The organism is Burkholderia sp. PU8-34 (assembly GCF_053427725.1).
This window is the reverse complement of the sequence record NZ_JBSAXC010000001.1, coordinates 786,327-804,480: the sequence shown is the minus strand read 5'-3', so window position 1 is coordinate 804,480 and position 18,154 is coordinate 786,327. Positions and strand designations below refer to the sequence as shown.

Annotated in this window: 14 protein-coding genes and 1 pseudogene; 13 read left to right on the top strand and 2 right to left on the bottom strand. The window is 65.6% G+C overall.

Annotation, left to right across the window (positions count from 1 at the left end; translation table 11 throughout):
* The first annotated feature begins 6 nt into the window (after positions 1-6).
* The 11 genes from ACV22Z_RS03700 to ACV22Z_RS03650 all read left to right on the top strand — a co-directional run bounded on the left by ACV22Z_RS03700 (position 7) and on the right by ACV22Z_RS03650 (position 14,267).
* On the top strand, positions 7-1,281 hold the full coding sequence (locus ACV22Z_RS03700; RefSeq protein ID WP_448074944.1) for a serine hydroxymethyltransferase: 1,275 nt from the start codon (positions 7-9) through the stop codon (positions 1,279-1,281).
* Between the two features lie 33 nt (positions 1,282-1,314).
* Entirely contained in the window at positions 1,315-2,286 is a 972-nt protein-coding gene (locus tag ACV22Z_RS03695) for a dipeptidase (RefSeq protein WP_448074943.1), read from the top strand.
* 152 nt (positions 2,287-2,438) lie between these two features.
* On the top strand, positions 2,439-2,972 hold the full coding sequence (locus ACV22Z_RS03690) for a DUF5943 domain-containing protein (protein WP_448074942.1): 534 nt from the start codon (positions 2,439-2,441) through the stop codon (positions 2,970-2,972).
* Between the two features lie 61 nt (positions 2,973-3,033).
* Positions 3,034-5,097 (top strand): oxidoreductase, encoded by a 2,064-nt coding sequence (locus ACV22Z_RS03685; protein WP_448074941.1) that lies wholly within the window; start codon positions 3,034-3,036, stop codon positions 5,095-5,097.
* A gap of 4 nt (positions 5,098-5,101) precedes the next feature.
* On the top strand, positions 5,102-7,027 hold the full coding sequence (locus ACV22Z_RS03680) for a (Fe-S)-binding protein (protein WP_448074940.1): 1,926 nt from the start codon (positions 5,102-5,104) through the stop codon (positions 7,025-7,027).
* 4 nt (positions 7,028-7,031) lie between these two features.
* The gene (locus ACV22Z_RS03675; protein ID WP_448074939.1) at positions 7,032-8,201 is read left to right on the top strand and encodes an electron transfer flavoprotein subunit alpha/FixB family protein; all 1,170 of its coding nucleotides are present in this window, start codon (positions 7,032-7,034) and stop codon (positions 8,199-8,201) included.
* Complete coding sequence (locus ACV22Z_RS03670; RefSeq protein WP_448074938.1) at positions 8,198-8,983, top strand: electron transfer flavoprotein subunit beta/FixA family protein; 786 nt, start codon at positions 8,198-8,200, stop codon at positions 8,981-8,983. Before ACV22Z_RS03675 ends, ACV22Z_RS03670 begins: the two co-directional genes overlap by 4 nt.
* A 52-nt stretch (positions 8,984-9,035) precedes the next feature.
* Complete coding sequence (locus tag ACV22Z_RS03665; RefSeq protein WP_448074937.1) at positions 9,036-10,277, top strand: aromatic ring-hydroxylating oxygenase subunit alpha; 1,242 nt, start codon at positions 9,036-9,038, stop codon at positions 10,275-10,277.
* Between the two features lie 34 nt (positions 10,278-10,311).
* Entirely contained in the window at positions 10,312-11,463 is a 1,152-nt protein-coding gene (locus ACV22Z_RS03660; RefSeq protein ID WP_448074936.1) for an FAD-binding oxidoreductase, read from the top strand.
* 116 nt (positions 11,464-11,579) lie between these two features.
* Positions 11,580-12,443 carry a glycine betaine ABC transporter substrate-binding protein gene (locus ACV22Z_RS03655; RefSeq protein WP_448074935.1) on the top strand — a complete coding sequence of 288 codons (864 nt, stop codon included), beginning with the start codon at positions 11,580-11,582 and terminating at the stop codon, positions 12,441-12,443.
* A gap of 168 nt (positions 12,444-12,611) precedes the next feature.
* Positions 12,612-14,267 carry an APC family permease gene (locus tag ACV22Z_RS03650; RefSeq protein ID WP_448074934.1) on the top strand — a complete coding sequence of 552 codons (1,656 nt, stop codon included), beginning with the start codon at positions 12,612-12,614 and terminating at the stop codon, positions 14,265-14,267.
* A gap of 151 nt (positions 14,268-14,418) precedes the next feature.
* Here ACV22Z_RS03650 and purU read toward each other — a convergent pair whose 3' ends face one another.
* A complete protein-coding gene (gene purU / locus ACV22Z_RS03645; RefSeq protein WP_448074933.1) occupies positions 14,419-15,288 on the bottom strand; it encodes a formyltetrahydrofolate deformylase in 870 nt (289 codons plus the stop codon).
* A gap of 200 nt (positions 15,289-15,488) precedes the next feature.
* On the opposite strand from purU, the pseudogene ACV22Z_RS03640 reads away from it, so the two are divergent.
* Positions 15,489-15,626: pseudogene (locus ACV22Z_RS03640) on the top strand (glycine/betaine ABC transporter substrate-binding protein); the annotation flags it as partial.
* 254 nt (positions 15,627-15,880) lie between these two features.
* Positions 15,881-17,020: a porin gene (locus tag ACV22Z_RS03635; protein ID WP_448074932.1), complete on the top strand. Its 1,140-nt coding sequence runs from the start codon at positions 15,881-15,883 to the stop codon at positions 17,018-17,020.
* A gap of 94 nt (positions 17,021-17,114) precedes the next feature.
* Here ACV22Z_RS03635 and ACV22Z_RS03630 read toward each other — a convergent pair whose 3' ends face one another.
* Positions 17,115-18,125 carry an AraC family transcriptional regulator gene (locus ACV22Z_RS03630; protein ID WP_448074931.1) on the bottom strand — a complete coding sequence of 337 codons (1,011 nt, stop codon included), beginning with the start codon at positions 18,123-18,125 and terminating at the stop codon, positions 17,115-17,117.
* Positions 18,126-18,154 lie beyond the last annotated feature (29 nt).

Sequence of the window (18,154 nt, the reverse complement as noted above, 5' to 3'; positions counted from 1 at the left end):
TGCTCTATGTCGAACACCCAGCCTTTCTTCTCGCAGCCCCTAGCCGAGCGCGACGCGCCGGTCCGCAGCGCCATCCTGAAGGAACTCGAGCGACAACAGTCGCAGGTCGAGCTGATTGCGTCGGAAAACATCGTGTCGCGCGCGGTGCTCGAAGCGCAGGGCTCGGTGCTGACCAACAAGTACGCGGAAGGGTATCCGGGCAAGCGCTATTACGGCGGCTGCGAATTCGCGGATGAAGTCGAGGCGCTGGCGATCGACCGCGTGAAGCAGATCTTCAACGCCGGCTACGCGAACGTTCAGCCGCACTCGGGTGCGCAGGCGAACGGCTCGGTGATGCTCGCGCTCGCGAAGCCGGGCGACACGGTGCTCGGCATGTCGCTCGACGCGGGCGGCCACCTGACGCACGGCGCGAAGCCGGCGCTGTCGGGCAAGTGGTTCAACGCGGTGCAGTACGGCGTGAACCGCGACACGATGCTGATCGACTACGACCAGGTCGAGGCACTCGCACAGGAGCACAAGCCGAACCTGATCATCGCCGGCTTCTCGGCGTACCCGCGCGCGCTCGACTTCGCGCGCTTCCGCGCGATCGCCGACAGCGTCGGCGCGAAGCTGATGGTCGACATGGCGCACATCGCGGGCGTAATCGCCGCGGGCCGCCATGCGAACCCGGTCGAGCACGCGCACGTCGTCACGTCGACCACGCACAAGACGCTGCGCGGCCCGCGCGGCGGCTTCGTGCTGACCAACGACGAGGAGATCGCGAAGAAGATCAACTCGGCCGTGTTCCCCGGCCTGCAGGGCGGCCCGCTGATGCACGTGATCGCCGGCAAGGCCGTCGCGTTCGGCGAAGTGCTGCACGCGGACTTCAAGACCTACATCGACAACGTGCTCGCGAACGCGCAGGCGCTCGGGGAAGTGCTGAAGGCGGGCGGCGTCGATCTCGTCACCGGCGGCACCGACAACCACCTGCTGCTCGTCGATCTGCGGCCGAAGGGCCTGAAGGGTGCGCCGGTCGAACAGGCGCTCGAACGCGCGGGCATCACCTGCAACAAGAACGGCATCCCGTTCGACACCGAGAAGCCGACCGTCACGTCGGGCATCCGCCTCGGCACGCCGGCCGGCACGACGCGCGGCTTCGGCGTTGCGGAATTCCGCGAGATCGGCCGCCTGATCCTCGAGGTGTTCGACGCGCTGCGCGCGAACCCGGAAGGCGACCACGCGACCGAACAGCGCGTGCGCCGCGAGATCTTCGCGCTTTGCGAGCGCTTCCCGATTTACTGATCGACACCGACAAGACTGGAACGAGAGGCAGATATGAGCACGTTGCATCAGGACAGCATCATCATCGACGGGCTGAACATCTCGAAGTTCGAGAAGCCGGTGTTCGAAGACATGCGCAAGGGCGGCATCACCGCCGCAAACTGCACGGTGTCGGTGTGGGAGAACTTCACGAAGACCGTCGACAACATCGGCGTGATGAAGAAGAAGATCCGCGACAACAGCGAGCTGCTGACGCTGGTGCGCACGACGGAAGACATCTTCCGCGCGAAGAAGGAAGACAAGACCGGCGTGATCCTCGGCTTCCAGAACGCGCATGCGTTCGAGGACAACATCGGTTACATCGAAGCGTTCGCCGACATGGGCGTGCGCGTCGTGCAGCTTTGCTACAACACGCAGAACCTGGTCGGCACCGGTTGCTACGAGCGCGACGGCGGGCTGTCGGACTTCGGCCGCGAAGTGATCACCGAGATGAACCGCGTCGGCATCATGGTCGACCTGTCGCATGTAGGCGGCAACACGTCGTCGGAAGCGATCGCGTTCTCGAAGAAGCCGGTGTGCTACTCGCACTGCCTGCCGTCGGGCCTGAAGGAGCATCCGCGCAACAAGAGCGACGAGCAGCTGAAGGAAATCGCCGATGCGGGCGGCTTCGTCGGCGTGACGATGTTCGCACCGTTCCTGAAGCGCGGGATCGAAGCGACGATCGACGACTACATCGAGGCAATCGATTACGTCGTGAACCTGATCGGCGAGGACGCGGTCGGCATAGGCACGGACTTCACGCAGGATTACGCGAAGGAATTCTTCGACATGCTGACGCACGACAAGGGCCGCTATCGCCAGCTGACCAACTTCGGCAAGGTGATCAACCCGGACGGCATCCGCACGATCGGCGAATTCCCGAACCTGACCGCGGCGATGGAACGCGCCGGCTGGAAGGAGTCGCGCATCCGCAAGATCATGGGCGAGAACTGGGTGCGCGTGTTCAAGGACGTCTGGGGCGCGTAAGCGTCGCAGCGGCCGAACCGCCAGCGATCCAACACCAATAAAAATCGGGACGTGCCCGCGCAAGCTGCGCCGGCACGCGGACGATGCCGCGCCTGCCAGACCTTGGAAACGGCGGGCGGCGCGCGGCGAATTTTCCTCACGGAGTCACCACGATGCAACCGCAACTGCCGATCAACGTCGATCCCGATACCGGCGTCTGGACTACCGACGCGCTGCCGATGCTGTACGTGCCGCGCCACTTCTTCACGAACAACCACGTCGCCGTCGAGGAAGCGCTCGGCGTCGAAGCGTATGCCGAGATCCTCTACAAGGCCGGCTACAAGTCCGCGTACCACTGGTGCGACAAGGAAGCGAAGCAGCACGGCCTGACCGGCATGGCGGTGTTCGAGCACTACCTGAAGCGCCTGTCGCAGCGCGGCTGGGGCCTGTTCTCGATCGTCGAGGCCGACCCGGCGACGGCGCGCGCGAAGATCGAGCTGCGCCATTCGTCGTTCGTGCTCCAGCAGCCCGGCAAGGAAGGCAAGCTCTGCTACATGTTCGCCGGCTGGTTCGCCGGCGCGATGGACTGGGTGAACGACACGACGCCGGAAGGCAAGGGCGCGCCGCGCTCGCAATCGAAGGAAGTGCAGTGCGCGGCCGAGGGCCACGAGCACTGCCTCTTCGAAGTGTCGCCGATCGCTCACTGACACAGCAGACACAGAACAACACCCGCAACACGAGACACACGAACGCCAGAGGTCGCCTGCGATGCGTTATCCCCACCTGTTCAAACCCATGCAGCTGAACCAGCTGACGCTGCGCAACCGGATCGTCAGCACCGCGCATGCGGAGGTGTATGCGGAGCCGGGCGGCCTGCCGGGCGACCGCTACATCCGTTATTACGAGGAAAAGGCGAAGGGCGGCGTCGGCCTCGCGATTTGCGGCGGGTCGAGCCCCGTGTCGATCGACAGCCCGCAGGGCTGGTGGAAATCGGTGAACCTGTCGAATGACAAGATCATCGATCCGCTCACGCGCCTGGCCGACACGATGCACAAGCACGGCGCGAAGATCATGATCCAGGCGACGCACATGGGCCGCCGCTCGTCGTTCCATGGCGAACACTGGCCGCACCTGATGTCGCCGTCGGGCGTGCGCGAACCGGTGCACCGCGGCAACGCGAAGATCATCGAGATCGAGGAAATCCGCCGCATCATCGGCGATTTCGCGGCGGCCGCGAAGCGCGTGAAGGCCGCCGGCATGGACGGCATCGAAATCTCGGCTGCCCACCAGCACCTGATCGACCAGTTCTGGAGCAAGCGCTCGAACCATCGCACCGACGAATGGGGCGGCAGCCTCGAGAACCGCCTGCGCTTCGGTATCGAAGTGCTGACGGCGGTGCGCGAGGCGGTCGGCAAGGATTTCTGCGTCGGCCTGCGCATGTGCGGCGACGAATTCCACGAGGACGGCCTCGATCACGAAGCGCTGAAGGAAATCGCGCAGGCGATGTCGGAGACGGGCCTGATCGACTACCTGAGCGTGGTCGGTTCGGGCGGGGATACGCACAACACGATCGCGAACTGCATGCCGCCGATGGCGCTGCCGCCGGAGCCGTTCGTGCACCTCGCGGCCGGCATCAAGTCGGTGGTGAAGATTCCCGTGATGCACGCGCAGAGCATCCGCGATGCGGGCCAGGCCGAGCGCCTGCTCGCCAACGGCATGATCGACCTGGTCGGCATGACGCGTGCGCAGATTGCCGATCCGCACATGGTGATCAAGATCCGCGACGGCCGCGAAGACGAGATCAAGCAGTGCGTCGGCGCGAACTACTGCATCGACCGCCAGTACAACGGCCTCGACGTGCTGTGCATTCAAAACGCGGCAACTTCGCGCGAATCGACGATGCCGCACATCATCGAGAAGTCGCGCGGCCCGAAGCGCAAGGTGGTGGTGGTGGGCGCCGGCCCGGCGGGCCTCGAGGCGGCACGCGTCGCGAAGCTGCGCGGCCACGACGTCGTGCTGTTCGAGAAGAACACGGAAGTGGGCGGGCAGGTGATGATCGCGGCGAAGGCGCCGCAACGCGAACAGATGTCGGGGATCATCCGCTGGTTCGACATGGAAACCAAGCGCCTGGGCGTCGACCGCCGCCTCGGCGTGGCCGCCGACGAGAAGATGATCATGGCCGAGAAGCCGGACATCGTCGTGCTCGCGACGGGCGGCTCGAGCTTCACGTGGCAGGTGCCGGGCTGGGGCGTGGCCGAGGGCATGGCCGTCAGCTCGTGGGACATCCTGACCGGCAAGGTCGAGCCGAAGCAGAACGTGCTGCTGTTCGACGGCGTGAGCACCCATGCGGGCGCGGGCGTGGCCGATTTCATGGCGAGCCGCGGCTCGAAGGTCGAGGTCGTCACGCCTGACGTGAAGGTGGCCGACGATTGCGGCGGCACGACGTTCCCGATCTTCTATCGTCGCCTGTACGCGCTTGGCGTGATCCCGACGCCGAACTACATGCTCGACCGCGTGTATGAGGAAGACGGCAAGAAGATCGCCGTGCTGCGCAATGAGTACACGGAGGAACTGGAAGAGCGCGCCGTCGACCAGGTGGTGATCGAGAACGGTTCGTCGCCGAACGACGAGCTGTACTGGAAACTCAAGCCGGAATCGCTGAACCGCGGCCAGATCGATCCGCACACGCTGTTCGCGGCCGAGCCGCAGCCGTGCCTGTCGGAAGAGCTCGGCAACGGCCGTTTCCTGCTGTTCCGTGTCGGCGACTGCATCTCGATGCACAACGTCCACGGCGCAATCTACGACTCGCTGCGTCTCGTGAAGGATTTCTGACGCCATGAATCCGTCCTTCCTCATTACCGCACTGCTGTGGCTGTCGGTGGCCGGACTCGCGTTCGCGGTCGCGAAGCGCTCGTCCTACTGGCGTCTCGGTCGAGCCACCGCGCCCGGCGCGTTCGGCGTCGCGAACCTGTTCGCGATTCCGAAGCGCTACTTCGTCGACCTGCACCACGTGGTCGCGCGTGACCCGTACATCGCGAAGACGCACGTCGCGACCGCGGGTGGCGCAATTGCCGCGCTGGCGCTGGTGTTCGTCAACTACGGCCTCGCGATCTACTCGCCGTGGCTCGACAAGCTGATCTTCCTCGCGGCACTAGCGATGCTGGTCGGCGCGGTGTTCGTGTGGCGCCGCCGTCACGCGAAGAATGTGCCGGCGCGACTGTCCAAAGGTCCGTGGAATACGCTGCCCTGGCTGCTCGGCTCGTTCGCACTCGGCCTGACGCTGTACATGCTCGTGCCGGCCGGCGCGATGTCGGGCGCGTTCGCGGTGCTCTGCGCAGTGCTGATCGGCATCGGCGCGTTCGCGATGACGTTCGGCGCCGCGAAGGGCGGCCCGATGAAGCATGCGATCGCGGGCCTGCTGCATCTCGCGTTCCACCCGCGCCAGGAGCGTTTCGCGGCGACGCGTGAATCGTTCACCGGCAACGGCACGGCCACGCCTCCGACCGCGCTGAAGCTGCCCGACATCGAGCAGCAGGAATACGGCGTCGCGAAGCCGGTCGAGTTCCGCTGGAACCAGCTGCTGAGCTTCGATGCGTGCGTGCAGTGCGGCAAGTGCGAAGCCGCGTGCCCCGCGTTCGCGTCGGGCCAGCCGCTGAACCCGAAGAAGCTGATCCAGGATCTCGTCGTCGGGATGGCGGGCGGCAGCGACGCCGCGTACGCGGGCAGCCCGACGCCGGGCATCGCGGTCGGCCAGCATCGCGGCGAGCCGAACGGCCCGATCGTGTCGGGGCTGATCGAGGAGCAGACGCTGTGGTCGTGCACGACCTGCCGTGCCTGCGTGCAGGAATGCCCGATGCTGATCGAGCACGTCGATGCGATCGTCGACATGCGCCGCAACCGGACGCTCGTGCACGGCACGGTGCCCGGCAAGGGCGCGGAAGTGCTCGCGAACCTGCGCGAGACGGGCACGATGGGCGGCTACGACACGTCCGCGCGCTACGACTGGTCGGTCGATCTGAACGCACCGGTCGCGCAGCCGGGCCGGCCGGTCGACGTGCTGTTCGTCGCGGGCGAGGGCGCGTTCGACATGCGCTACCAGCGCACGCTGCGCGCGCTCGTCAAGGTGTTGAACAAGGCGGGCGTCGACTACGCAGTGCTCGGCGGCGGCGAAACGGATACCGGCGACGTCGCGCGCCGTCTCGGCGACGAGGCGACGTTCCAGCAGCTCGCGAAGCGCCTGATCGGCACGCTGTCGACGCTGTCGTACAAGCAGATCGTCACCGCCGATCCGCACGTGATGCACAGCCTGCGCAACGAATACCGCGCGCTCGGCCTGCGCGTGACGGTCAAGCACCACACGACGTATCTGGCCGAACTCGCCGACAGCGGCAAGATCGCGCCGAAGGCCGTCGAAGCGCTGCAGGAGAAGCGCACCACGTATCACGATCCGTGCTACCTCGGCCGCTACAACGGCGAGACGGAATCGCCGCGCAAGCTGCTGAAGACGATCGGCATCCAGGTCGTCGAGATGGAGCGCAACGGCATGCGTGGCCGCTGCTGCGGCGGTGGCGGCGGCGCGCCGCTGACCGACATCCCCGGCAAGCAGCGCATCCCGGACATCCGCATCGCCGACGCGCGCACGATCGGCGCGGACGTGGTCGCGGTGGCCTGCCCGAACTGCACGGCGATGCTCGAAGGCGTCGTGGGCCCGCGCCCCGACGTGCTCGACGTGGCCGAACTCGTTGCTGCGTCGCTGGAGTGAATCGATGAATACGATCAAACGAATCGATCCGCGCCGGCCGTTCGTCATCACGGCGGCAGGCCTGAAACGCATCACGCTTGGCGAGACCGGCAGCGCGGATGCCAGCGCTGCGCAATGGGCCGCGCACGCACATGGCGCTGCGGCCGCCAAGCCGCGCCGCGCGGTGCAGGACCCGAAGCACGTGCTGCTGGTCGCCGCGCACAGCGAACGCGGCGCGCTCGACGACCATGCGCGGCAGGCGATTGCCGCCGCCGCGTTGCTCGCCGATGCGCAGACCGAAGTCGCGCTGCTGGTGTTCGGCGAACTGAAGGACGACGCGGCCGAGCTCGGCGTCGACAAGCTGGTCGAGCTGACCGGCTTCGACCGCCGCACGTTCGCGCCGGAAAGCGAATTGCAGGCATTGCAGGCATGCGTGGCGGCGCTCGCGCCGAAGCATGTGTTCGTGGCCGACAACGCGACCGGCGACGGCGATCTCGGCCGGCGCTATGCGGCGGCGGCCGGCGCGAGCGTCGCGACCCACGTGGTCGAGCTCGATGCGCGGCACGTCGGCACGTATGCGCACGCAAAACGCGCGTTCGCCACGCGCGCGCTGCCGGACGTGATCCTGCTCGCACCGAATGCGGTCGAGGCAAAGCTGCCGTTCATCGGCGCGGGCGAGCGCCTGGCCGGCGAGTTCATTCGCCCGGCCGGCGACGCCGGAGCGCCGTATCGCGATCTCGGCCTCGAGGAGCTCGACGCCGCGCAGGTCGCGCTCGAGGAAGCCGATTTCATCGTGTCGGCCGGCAACGGCGTGACCGACATCGGCGCGTTCGAGCGGCTGGCCGGCGCGTTCGGCGCGGCGATCGGCGCGAGCCGCGTCGCGGTCGACAACGGCCACTTCACGCGCGACAAGCAGGTGGGCGCGACCGGCAAGACGGTCGAGGCGAGCATCTACATCGCGTTCGGGATTTCGGGCGCAGTACAACACCTGCAGGGCATCAAGGACTGCCGCCACGTGATCGCGGTGAATCTCGACGGCAGTGCGCCGATCGCGAAGCGCGCGAACCTGACGGTGGTCGGCGACGCGCAAGGCACGATCGCCGCGCTGATCGAACAGGTGCAGGCCGCGCGTGCTGCGCGCGGCGCGTCGCCGGCTGCGGTCGGCAAACGTGAACCGGAAGGAGTCGCGGCATGAACGCCCCCCGACTGTTGAAACGCATCGCGGTGCTGGTCTCCGTCGGCCGGCACCCGGTCAGCGGTGCAGCACGCTACAGCCGCAACGACGCGGCCGCGCTCGAGCTCGGCCGCACGCTGGCCGAACGCCATCACTCGCAGCTCGACGTGATCCACGCGGGCGACCCGATCACGCCGGCGCTTGCCGAATACCTGGCGCTCGGCGCGCGCGAGGTCGAGGTGCTGACCTGCCGCGACGGCGACGATGCCGCACGCGCACTCGCCGCGCGCGTCGAAGGGTACGACCTCGTGCTGACCGGCACGCGCGCCGAGGGCGCGTACGACACCGGGATGCTGCCGTACCAGGTCGCCGCAGCACTCGGCTATCCGCTCGTCGGCTCGGCCGTCGACGTGACGATCGACGCGGGCCGCGCGGCGGTCCGGCAATTCTTGCCGAAAGGCTTGCGCAGGCGCGTCGATGCGGCGTTGCCGGCTGTCGTCGCCGTGCATCCGCTCGCGAACGCGCAGCCACGCTACGCGTATGCGCGGCTGAAGGCCGGCACGGTCCGGCCGGTGCGCGTATCGCCCGGCCGGGATGCCGACGCGCTCGCGTGGACGGTCGGTGGGATCGAGCGCAAGCCGGTCAAGCTGGCCGCCGCCGAGAAGCGCTCCGGGCATGCCCGGATGCTGTCGGCGACGACCACCGAAAGCCGCGGCGGCAACGTCGTAAATGAAGGGAGTTCGGTCGAAAAAGCACAAGTGATCCTCGCGTATTTGCGCGAGCATCAGCTCATCGACTACTGATTTTGATGCCTGTCGGCAAGAACCCAGGGATGCAAGGAATCCGGAGCGAAAGATGAAAGTATCGGCAGACATTCGTGCATTGATCGAGCGGCGCAAGGAAGGTTACAGCCTGGAAGCCCCGTTCTATACGAGCGACGAAATCTTCGCGCTCGATATGGAGGCAATTTTCCGCCAGCACTGGATCCAGGTGGCCGTCGAACCCGACGTGCCCGAACCGGGCGACTACGTGACGGTGGAACTGGGGAACGACTCGATCCTGATCGTGCGCGACGACGACATGCAGGTTCGTGCGTTCCACAACGTGTGCCGCCACCGCGGCGCGCGGCTGTGCAACGAGGACAAGGGTACGGTGGGCAACATCGTGTGCCCGTACCACAGCTGGACCTACAACCTGACCGGCGAGCTGATGTTCGCCGAGCACATGGGCGAGCAATTCGACCGCTGCAAGCACAGCCTGAAATCGGTGCACGTCGAGAATCTCGCGGGCCTGATCTTCGTCTGCCTCGCGGAAAAGCCGCCCGTCGACTTTGCCAACCTGCGCGCAGCGATGGAGCCGTACATGCTGCCGCACGATCTGCCGAACACGAAGATCGCCGCGCAGATCGACATCATCGAGGAAGGCAACTGGAAGCTGACGATGGAGAACAATCGCGAGTGCTATCACTGCGTCGCGAACCATCCGGAGCTGACGATCTCGCTGTACGAATACGGCTTCGGCTATCAGCGCTCCGATGTCAATGCCGAGGGCATGGACGCGTTTGCGGAGACGTGCGTCAGGCGAGGGAAGGAATGGGCCGAGATGGGGCTGCCGTCGGTCGAGATCGAGAAGCTGCTCGACGTAACGGGCTTCCGCACGCAGCGCCTGCCGCTCGACCGCAGCGGCGAATCGCAGACGCTCGATGCGAAGGTCGCGTCGAAGAAGCTGCTCGGCGAATTCCGTCAGGCCGATCTCGGCGGGCTGTCGTTCTGGACGCAGCCGAACTCGTGGCACCACTTCATGAGCGACCACATCGTCACGTTCTCGGTGATCCCGCTGTCGGCCGGCAAGACGCTCGTGCGCACCAAGTGGCTCGTGCACAAGGATGCGAAGGAAGGCATCGACTACGACGTGAAGAACCTCACGGCCGTGTGGAACGCGACCAACGACCAGGATCGCGCGCTCGTCGAATACTCGCAGCGCGGCGCGACCAGCAGCGCGTACGAGCCGGGCCCGTACTCGCCGTACACCGAAGGTCTCGTCGAAAAGTTCTCGGCCTGGTACATCGGCCGGCTCGCCGAGAAGATCGGCGAATAGCGAAAAGCACAGAAGCATAGAAGCGGAGCAAAACATGATGCGAGATGCGGCGAATTTCGAGCCGGCCGACAGCCGGGTGACGCGCCCGGCGTTCTGGAACGCGCTTCCCGAGCGCTGGACGAGCGACGTCGAGGAAACGCTGGTGTGCTGCCAGGTGCGGCAGGAAACGCACGACGTGAAGAGCTTCTTCTTCCGTTCGCCGCAGGGCCGTGCGTTCTCGTTCGAGCCGGGGCAGTTCATCACGCTCGAGCTCGACATCGACGGCGAGACGATCAACCGGTGCTACACGATCTCGTCGTCGCCCGCGCGTCCGCACACGATCTCGATCACGGTCAAGCGCGTGCCGGGCGGCAAGGTGTCGAACTGGCTGCACGACAACCTGCAGCCGGGCGCGTCGATCCGCGTGCTCGGCCCGGCGGGCGAGTTCACCTGCGCACGGCACCCTGCGCGCAAGTACCTGTTCCTGTCCGCCGGCTCCGGCATCACGCCGCTGATGTCGATGAGCCGCGCGCACCACGATCTCGCGGAGGATCGCGACATCGTGTTCGTGCACAGCGCGCGCACGCCGGACGACATCATCTTCGCGCGCGAGCTCGACCTTATCGCGTCGAACCACACGAACTTCCGCACGTCGTTCGTCGTCGAGCGGGTCGGCGCGCGCACCAACTGGCCGGGGGTGACGGGCTTCCTGTCGCTGTCGCTGCTGAAGCTGATCGCGCCGGACTTCATGGAGCGCGAGATCTTCACGTGCGGCCCGGCGCCGTACATGAAGGCCGTGCGCGACCTGCTCGACGAAGCCGGTTTCGACCGCAAGCAGTATCACGAGGAAAGCTTCTCGTTCGAGACGCTCGCGCAGACCGCGAGCGACGAACTGCTCGCCGACCTCGAGCCCGCTGCGGACGGCGTGGACGGTGACGCGGCGGCCCAGTTCACGGTCAGCTTCGCGAAGAGCAACCGCGAGATCGTCTGCGGATCGGCGCAGCACGTGCTCGATGCGGCGCGCCAGTCGGGCGTGCGGCTGCCGGCGTCGTGCACGCAGGGCATGTGCGGCACCTGCAAGGTGAAGCTCGTTTCGGGTCAGGTCGAAATGAAGCACAACGGCGGAATCCGCCAGCGCGAGATCGACCAGGGGATGGTGCTGCTCTGCTGCAGCAAGCCGCTGACGGATCTCGTGATCGACAAGTAGCTGCCGGCGTCGTGGAAGTACAAACACGCGTCGGAAAACAACGATACCGTGGAATTGTGGTTGAAGAACCTAGAGAGGCATAGGGGCATTCGCGCCCGATTCAAAGGAGATCGACCATGAAGTTGTTCGGAAAACTGTTGTGGACCGGCGCACTGTCGGCGATGGTGGCGTTGAGCGCATCGGCGCTTGCCGACACGAAACCCACGTTGAAAATCGGCTACGTGGAGGGCTGGGACGACAGCGTCGCAACGACGAACGTCGCCGCACGCATCATCGAGAAGAAGCTCGGCTACCAGGTGCAGCTCGTGCCGGTCGCGGCCGGCGTGATGTGGCAGGGCGTCGCGCGCGGCGACCTCGACGCGACGCTGTCCGCATGGCTGCCGGTCACGCACGGTTCGTACTGGGACCAGTACAAGACCAAGGTGGTCGATCTCGGTGCGAACTTCAACGACGCGAAGATCGGACTGATCGTGCCCGCGTACGTGAAGGCGAAGAGCATCGACGACCTGAACGCCGAGAAGGCCGACTTCGGCGGACGCATCGTCGGTATCGATGCGGGCGCCGGCGTGATGCGCAAGACCGACGAGGCGATCAAGAACTACGGCCTCAGCTATTCGCTGATGCCGAGTTCGGGCAGCGCGATGACGGCCGAACTCGCTCGCTCGGTCAATGCGAACAAACCGGTGATCGTGACGGGCTGGGCGCCGCACTGGATGTTCGCGAAGTGGAAGCTGCGCTTCCTCGAGGATCCGAAGAAGGTCTTCGGCGGGGCGGAGCACGTCGACAGCGTCGCGAATCCGGCCCTCGAAACGAAGGCGAAACCGGTGGCCGCATTCCTGAAGAAATTCCAGTGGAAGCCGGGTGAAATCGACAGCGTGATGCTGGCGATCCAGAACGGCTCGAAGCCGGAAGCCGCCGCCGACGCATGGATTGCAGCCCACGCTGACCGCGTAAATTCGTGGACGGAAGGCGCGCAGTAACTCGTCGCAATAATCCCTAAAACAAGCAGTCCGGGAATGGTCGGCAGGATTCCGAATGAAATAGGAAACGATGCCGCCATATCCCGGAATTTTTTTGATGATTGTGCAAGAAAGCGCAAAAGTTGTTACACTGCGTCTCTTGTGCGGAGTCATCACAGGAGGATTTGGATGAATCAGGCAGGACTGCGTGCGAATGGCACCAGTGGTGTTGAGGCAACCATCTCACATGATTCGACGGGCCACACGCTGCATCGTGGCCTGACTTGGAAAGACGCATTCTGGGTAACGAGCGGCGTGCCGGCAGGCGTGCTGTTCACGATCGGCGGCGTATGCGCGACGATCGGCCAGCCCGCGTGGGCGATCTGGATCGCCGCGATCACGATGGGGCTGATTCAAAGCGCGACTTATGCGGAAATCTCGGGGCTATTTCCCCATAAATCGGGCGGCGCGTCGGTGTACGGCGCGATTGGCTGGGTGCGTTACAGCAAGCTGATAGCCCCGGTATCCGTGTGGTGCAACTGGCTCGCGTGGTCGCCGATGCTCGCGCTCGGCTGCGGCCTCGCGGCGAGCTATGCGCTCACGAGCCTCTTTCCCGCCGATGCGGCGGTGCTGCACTGGCAGCTCAAGATCGCGGATCTCGGCTTCATCAAGCCGGGTCTTTCCCTGCGGATCAACGCGACGTTCATCATCGCGACGATCCTGCTCCTCATCACGTTCAAGCTGCAGCACAGTGGCGCATCGAAGGCCGCGCGCACGCAGCGGATTCTCGGCATCGCGTCGCTCACGCCGCTGTTGATCGTCGGCATCGTGCCGTTCGTGACCGGCGACGTGCCGATGTCGAACCTGCTGCCGTTGCTGCCGCTCGGCCATGACGCGCAAGGCAACCTGACGGCCGCGACGTTCGGCTCGTGGAACGGCCAGGGCGTCGTGATGGCGCTCGGCGCGATGTTCATGGCGGGCTGGGCTTCATACGGCTTCGAGACGGCCGTCTGCTATACGCGCGAATTCCGCGATCCGCGCCGCGACACCGCAAAGGCGATCTTCTGGTCGGGCGCGCTGTGTCTCGTCGTGATGACCCTCGTGCCGATGGCGTTCCAGGGCGCGCTCGGCACGCAGGCGATGCTCGATCCGGCGATCGGCGACGGCACTGGCGTGGCGGCTGCGATGGCGAAGATCGTCGGCGGCGGCGCGTGGGTCGCGAATGCGGTTGTCGTGATGCTGATGCTGTCGATCCTGCTGATCGTGATGACGTCGATGATGGGCTCGTCGCGCACGCTGTACCAGGCGTCGGTCGACGGCTGGCTGCCGAAATACCTGTCGCACGTGAACGAGCACGGTTCGCCGACGCGCGCGATGTGGACCGATCTCGGCTTCAACCTCGTGTTGCTGATGATGTCGGATTACATGACGGTGCTGTCGATCTCGAACGTCTGCTACATGTTGTTCGTGTTCCTGAATTTGCAGTCGGGCTGGATCCACCGGATGGACCGCGGCAACTGGGATCGCCCGTTCCGCTGCCCGACGTGGCTGCTCGTCGCGGGCTCGCTGTGCGGCTATGCGAACCTCGTGTATGTCGGCGCGGGCGCGAACCTGCAGGGCGAGGGCACGCTGCGCAACGGGCTGATCGCGATGCTGCTGATCGTGCCGGTGTTCCTGTATCGGCACTACTGGCAGGACCGCGGCCGCTTCCCCGCGCAGATGCAGCGCGACATGGAGCTCGAGGTGCCCACGCGCAGCACGTGGCTCAATCTGGCGCCGTACGCGGCGTTGATCGGCGCTGCGCTGACGATCTGGCTGTCGTATTACTTTGCGTGGGTAAAGTAAGCGCATAGCGCGCGCAGCGATTCACGTGCCGGGCTCGCATACCGCACACGGGCCCGGCGCACACATCGCTTCTTGCGACAACAGGCCACAGAATGAAGGCCCGACCGGCTTGCGCCGGTCGGGCCTTTGTCGTTGTTACGCGTGCCCGCGCTTACGGAAACACCACCGTCCGATCCCCGTTCAGAAACACCCGCCGCTCGATGAACGCCTTCACCGCACGCGCGAGCGTGATGCACTCGACGTCGCGGCCCACCGCGAGCAGTTGCTCGGGACGCAGCGCATGATCGACGCGCTCGACGACCTGCTCGATGATCGGGCCTTCGTCGAGATCGTCGGTGACGAAGTGCGCGGTTGCGCCGATCAGCTTCACGCCGCGCGTGTGCGCCTGGTGATACGGCTTCGCGCCCTTGAAGCCGGGCAGGAACGAGTGGTGGATGTTGATCGCGCGGTTCGCGAGTTTCGCGCTCGTTTGCTGCGACAGCACCTGCATGTAACGCGCAAGGATCACGAGTTCCGCGCCGCTTGTCTCGAACACGTCGAGCCATTGCGCTTCCTGCTGCGTCTTGGTTTCCGCGGTGATCGGGAAATGGCGGAACGGCAGCCCGTGCTGCGCGGCGAGCGGTTCGAAATCGGGATGGTTCGACACGATGCCGACGATGTCCATCTTCAGCTCGCCCATCCGCCAGCGGAACAGCAGGTCCGCGAGGCAGTGCTCGAGCTTCGACACCATGATCAGCACCTTCGGCCGCGCGTTGACGTCGTGGATCGCCCACTGCATGTCGAAGCCGGCCGCAATCGGCGCGAATTCATGGCGCAGCGCATCGATGTGCAGCGTCTCGTCGGTCGGATGGAACACGCAGCGCACGAAGAAGCGGGCGCTGAGATCGTCGTCGAATACGTTCAGCGCATCGACGTAGCAGCGGTGCCGGTCGAGAAAGCCGACGACGGCGGCGACCTGGCCGGCCGCGCTCGGGCACGACAGCGTCAGGACGAATTGATCGGGGCGTTGAACGTCGCTCATGGGGCTCCTCTGGTCTCGGTAAGCGCGGTGCGGCATCTTGCGGGCAGGGGGCACGATGGCTCGCCGCACGCCGCAACGCGCGATGCTCAAGTAAATCAGTCCAGATTCGGAGCGGATAGAACCGGCCCGCCATGTGGCTGGTATCGGCGCGTCAGTGCGCCGATGGGGGGAGGCCGGGGTGAACGGCGTTCGGCCATGACAAGACGCCGGCCCCGCTCGCCGCGCAGCAGGCGCTGAAGGCCGCCCCGTCGCTCGTCGCGGGCTGGCTGGACGGCGTGACGACGGCCGCCGGCGCGCCCGGGCTGCCGGCCGTGCGCGCGGCGCTGGACAGCCGTTGACGGCCGCTGAAGGCCCGCGCAGCGGGGTCGCCGGTCATCCGTGTTTTCCCGACCAGTCGTAACCAGACCATTTGATGTCGCCTTCAGACGGGTGACTCGAAATATGGGTTTGTATTTTTCGCCAATGGCTCCGCTATTGCGAAAGACGAAATGGCGAAGCCGTCAGACGTACTGAATTCGAATCAAGCGACGCGCGGCGTCGTGAATGAGGTCTGGGGTTCTTTCCATCGAATGGTCAGGGAGGGTGGTCGACAATGAAGAAATCGAATGTTGCCGTGGCAGCCGCGCTTGCATGCGCGGCGTGTATTCCCGCGGTCAGCCATGCGCAGAGCAGCGTGACGCTGTACGGGATCCTCGATGCGGGCATCACGTATGTGAACAACACGGGCGGCTCGCACGTGGTCAAGTTCGACGATGGCGTCTCCTACGGCAACCGCTTCGGGCTCAAAGGCACCGAGGATCTGGGTGGCGGCCTGAAGGCGGTGTTCGTGCTTGAGAGCGGCTTCCACCTCGGCAACGGCCAGCTCGGCTTCAACGGCGCCGAATTCGGGCGGCAGGCATATGTCGGTCTGCAGAACGACTGGGGTACGCTGTCGTTCGGCAACCAGCTCGACATCACCAACGAACTCGTGTCGATCTACAACATCTCGGCGTGGGGTAGCGGCTACGCGATCCACCAGGGCGACTTCGACCGCTTCAACGGCGACCGCCTGCCGAACTCGGTGAAGTTCATGTCGAACGACTACAACGGCTTCAAGGTCGGCGCGATGTATTCGTTCGGCAACGTCGCCGGCAACTTCCACCGCAACAGCGCGTGGAGCGCGGGCGCGAGCTTCACGAAGGGCGACTTCTCGATCGGCGCCGCGTACACGCGCTTGAACAACCCGAACGGCATCTACGCGTTCGATCCGTACGCGATGATCGGCACGCACACGTTCCTTGGCCAGCAGACGGTCACCGTCGATCCGGCGACCGGCGCGCGCACCGACCTGTTCGCGAACACGCCGATGGACGTCGACAGCCAGGGCACGTTCGGCGTCGGTGCGAGCTATGCGATCGGCAACCTGACGCTGGACGCCAACTACTCGTACACGACAATCAAGGGCTTTGGCCAGTCGTCGCACATGCAGGTGTACGAAGGCGGCGGCTCGTACCAGTTCACGCCGGCGTTGAGCCTGATCGCGGGCTACCAGCACACGCGCTTCGAAGGCCATCACTGGAACCAGGGCACGGCGGGGCTGCATTACCTGCTGTCGAAGCGCACCGACGTGTACATCTCGGGCGATTACCTGCGCGCGTCGCAAGGTGTCGATGCGGTGATCGGCTACAGCTTCACGCCGTCGACGACGCAAACCCAGGCCGACGTGCGGATCGGGATGCGGCATTCGTTCTGAGCGAGCAGAACGACGCGGTACTCAGTCTTCAGCGAGGTCTCTCTTGGGCGCGAACTCCGGTTCGCGCTTTTTTTTTGTGGGGCGCGCCGCGTGCTCAGCGTCGCGTGCGCGTGTCGGACGGCCGCTCGCCGAATGCGTTCCGATAGTCCGCGGCGAACTGCCCGAGATGGCCGAAGCCCCAGCGCGTCGCGATCTCCGTGATCGAGGCGGTGTTGTCCGACTCCAGCAGCGCCGCTCTCACGCGTTGCAGGCGGACCTCCTTCAGATAGCGCATCGTGCCGATGTCGCGCCACTGTTGAAACGTGCGCTGCAGCGTGCGCACGCTGCAATGCGCGGCAGCCGCAATGTCGGACAGCGTCAGCGGCCGATCTGCATGTTCGTCGATGAATTCGATCGCGCGCCTCACGCAGGCCGGCGCGATGCTACCGACGGCGGGCGTCGTGTCGGCCAGTTGTTCGCCGATGAGACTGACGATCAGCATTTCTTCTGCCAGCGGCAACTGCATCGCTTTCAAGGCGGGCGGCGTGTCGGGATGCAGCAGCTGCCGGAGCGTCTGCACCGACGCGAGCCAGAGGTCGCGGCGCCGTGCTTCGATCAGCGCGCACGATGGCAGCGCGGACGGCGGCTCGCGCCCGGACATGCGGCGCCAGACTTCTGCAATACGCTGCGCGTCGATGCGCACACCCATCTGTACGTTGTCCTCGCTGTAGCGGAATCTCGACGACTCGTCCGATGCGATGACCACCGTCGAACCGGGCCCGCCCGCGTGCGCGAGCCTGCCGCTGCGGGCGTCCGAATGCCCGGCCAGCGTGGTGAGCACGAGCACGAAATTGCCGAAGACCTCGGGCCTGATGGAGATCTCCGTTCCGTATGCGAACCACGAGAGCGCGACGCTGTCGCCGTCGAGGTTGAACATGGTCGCCGGCATCGTGCGGCGGCGCGCCGCGCTGAACCGATACGGACGGTAGATCCTGCCGATTTCCCGGCACGCATGTTCCAGATCGTCGGACTCGAACAGCATCGCGGTGCGGGGGAGGTCGTGACCGGACAGCAGCGGCGGGAAGGACAGCGGCGGCATGCCGGATCGGGAGAGCAGCGGGTTCAAGTTCGTCCCTCCTTGTGGAAACGGCACGG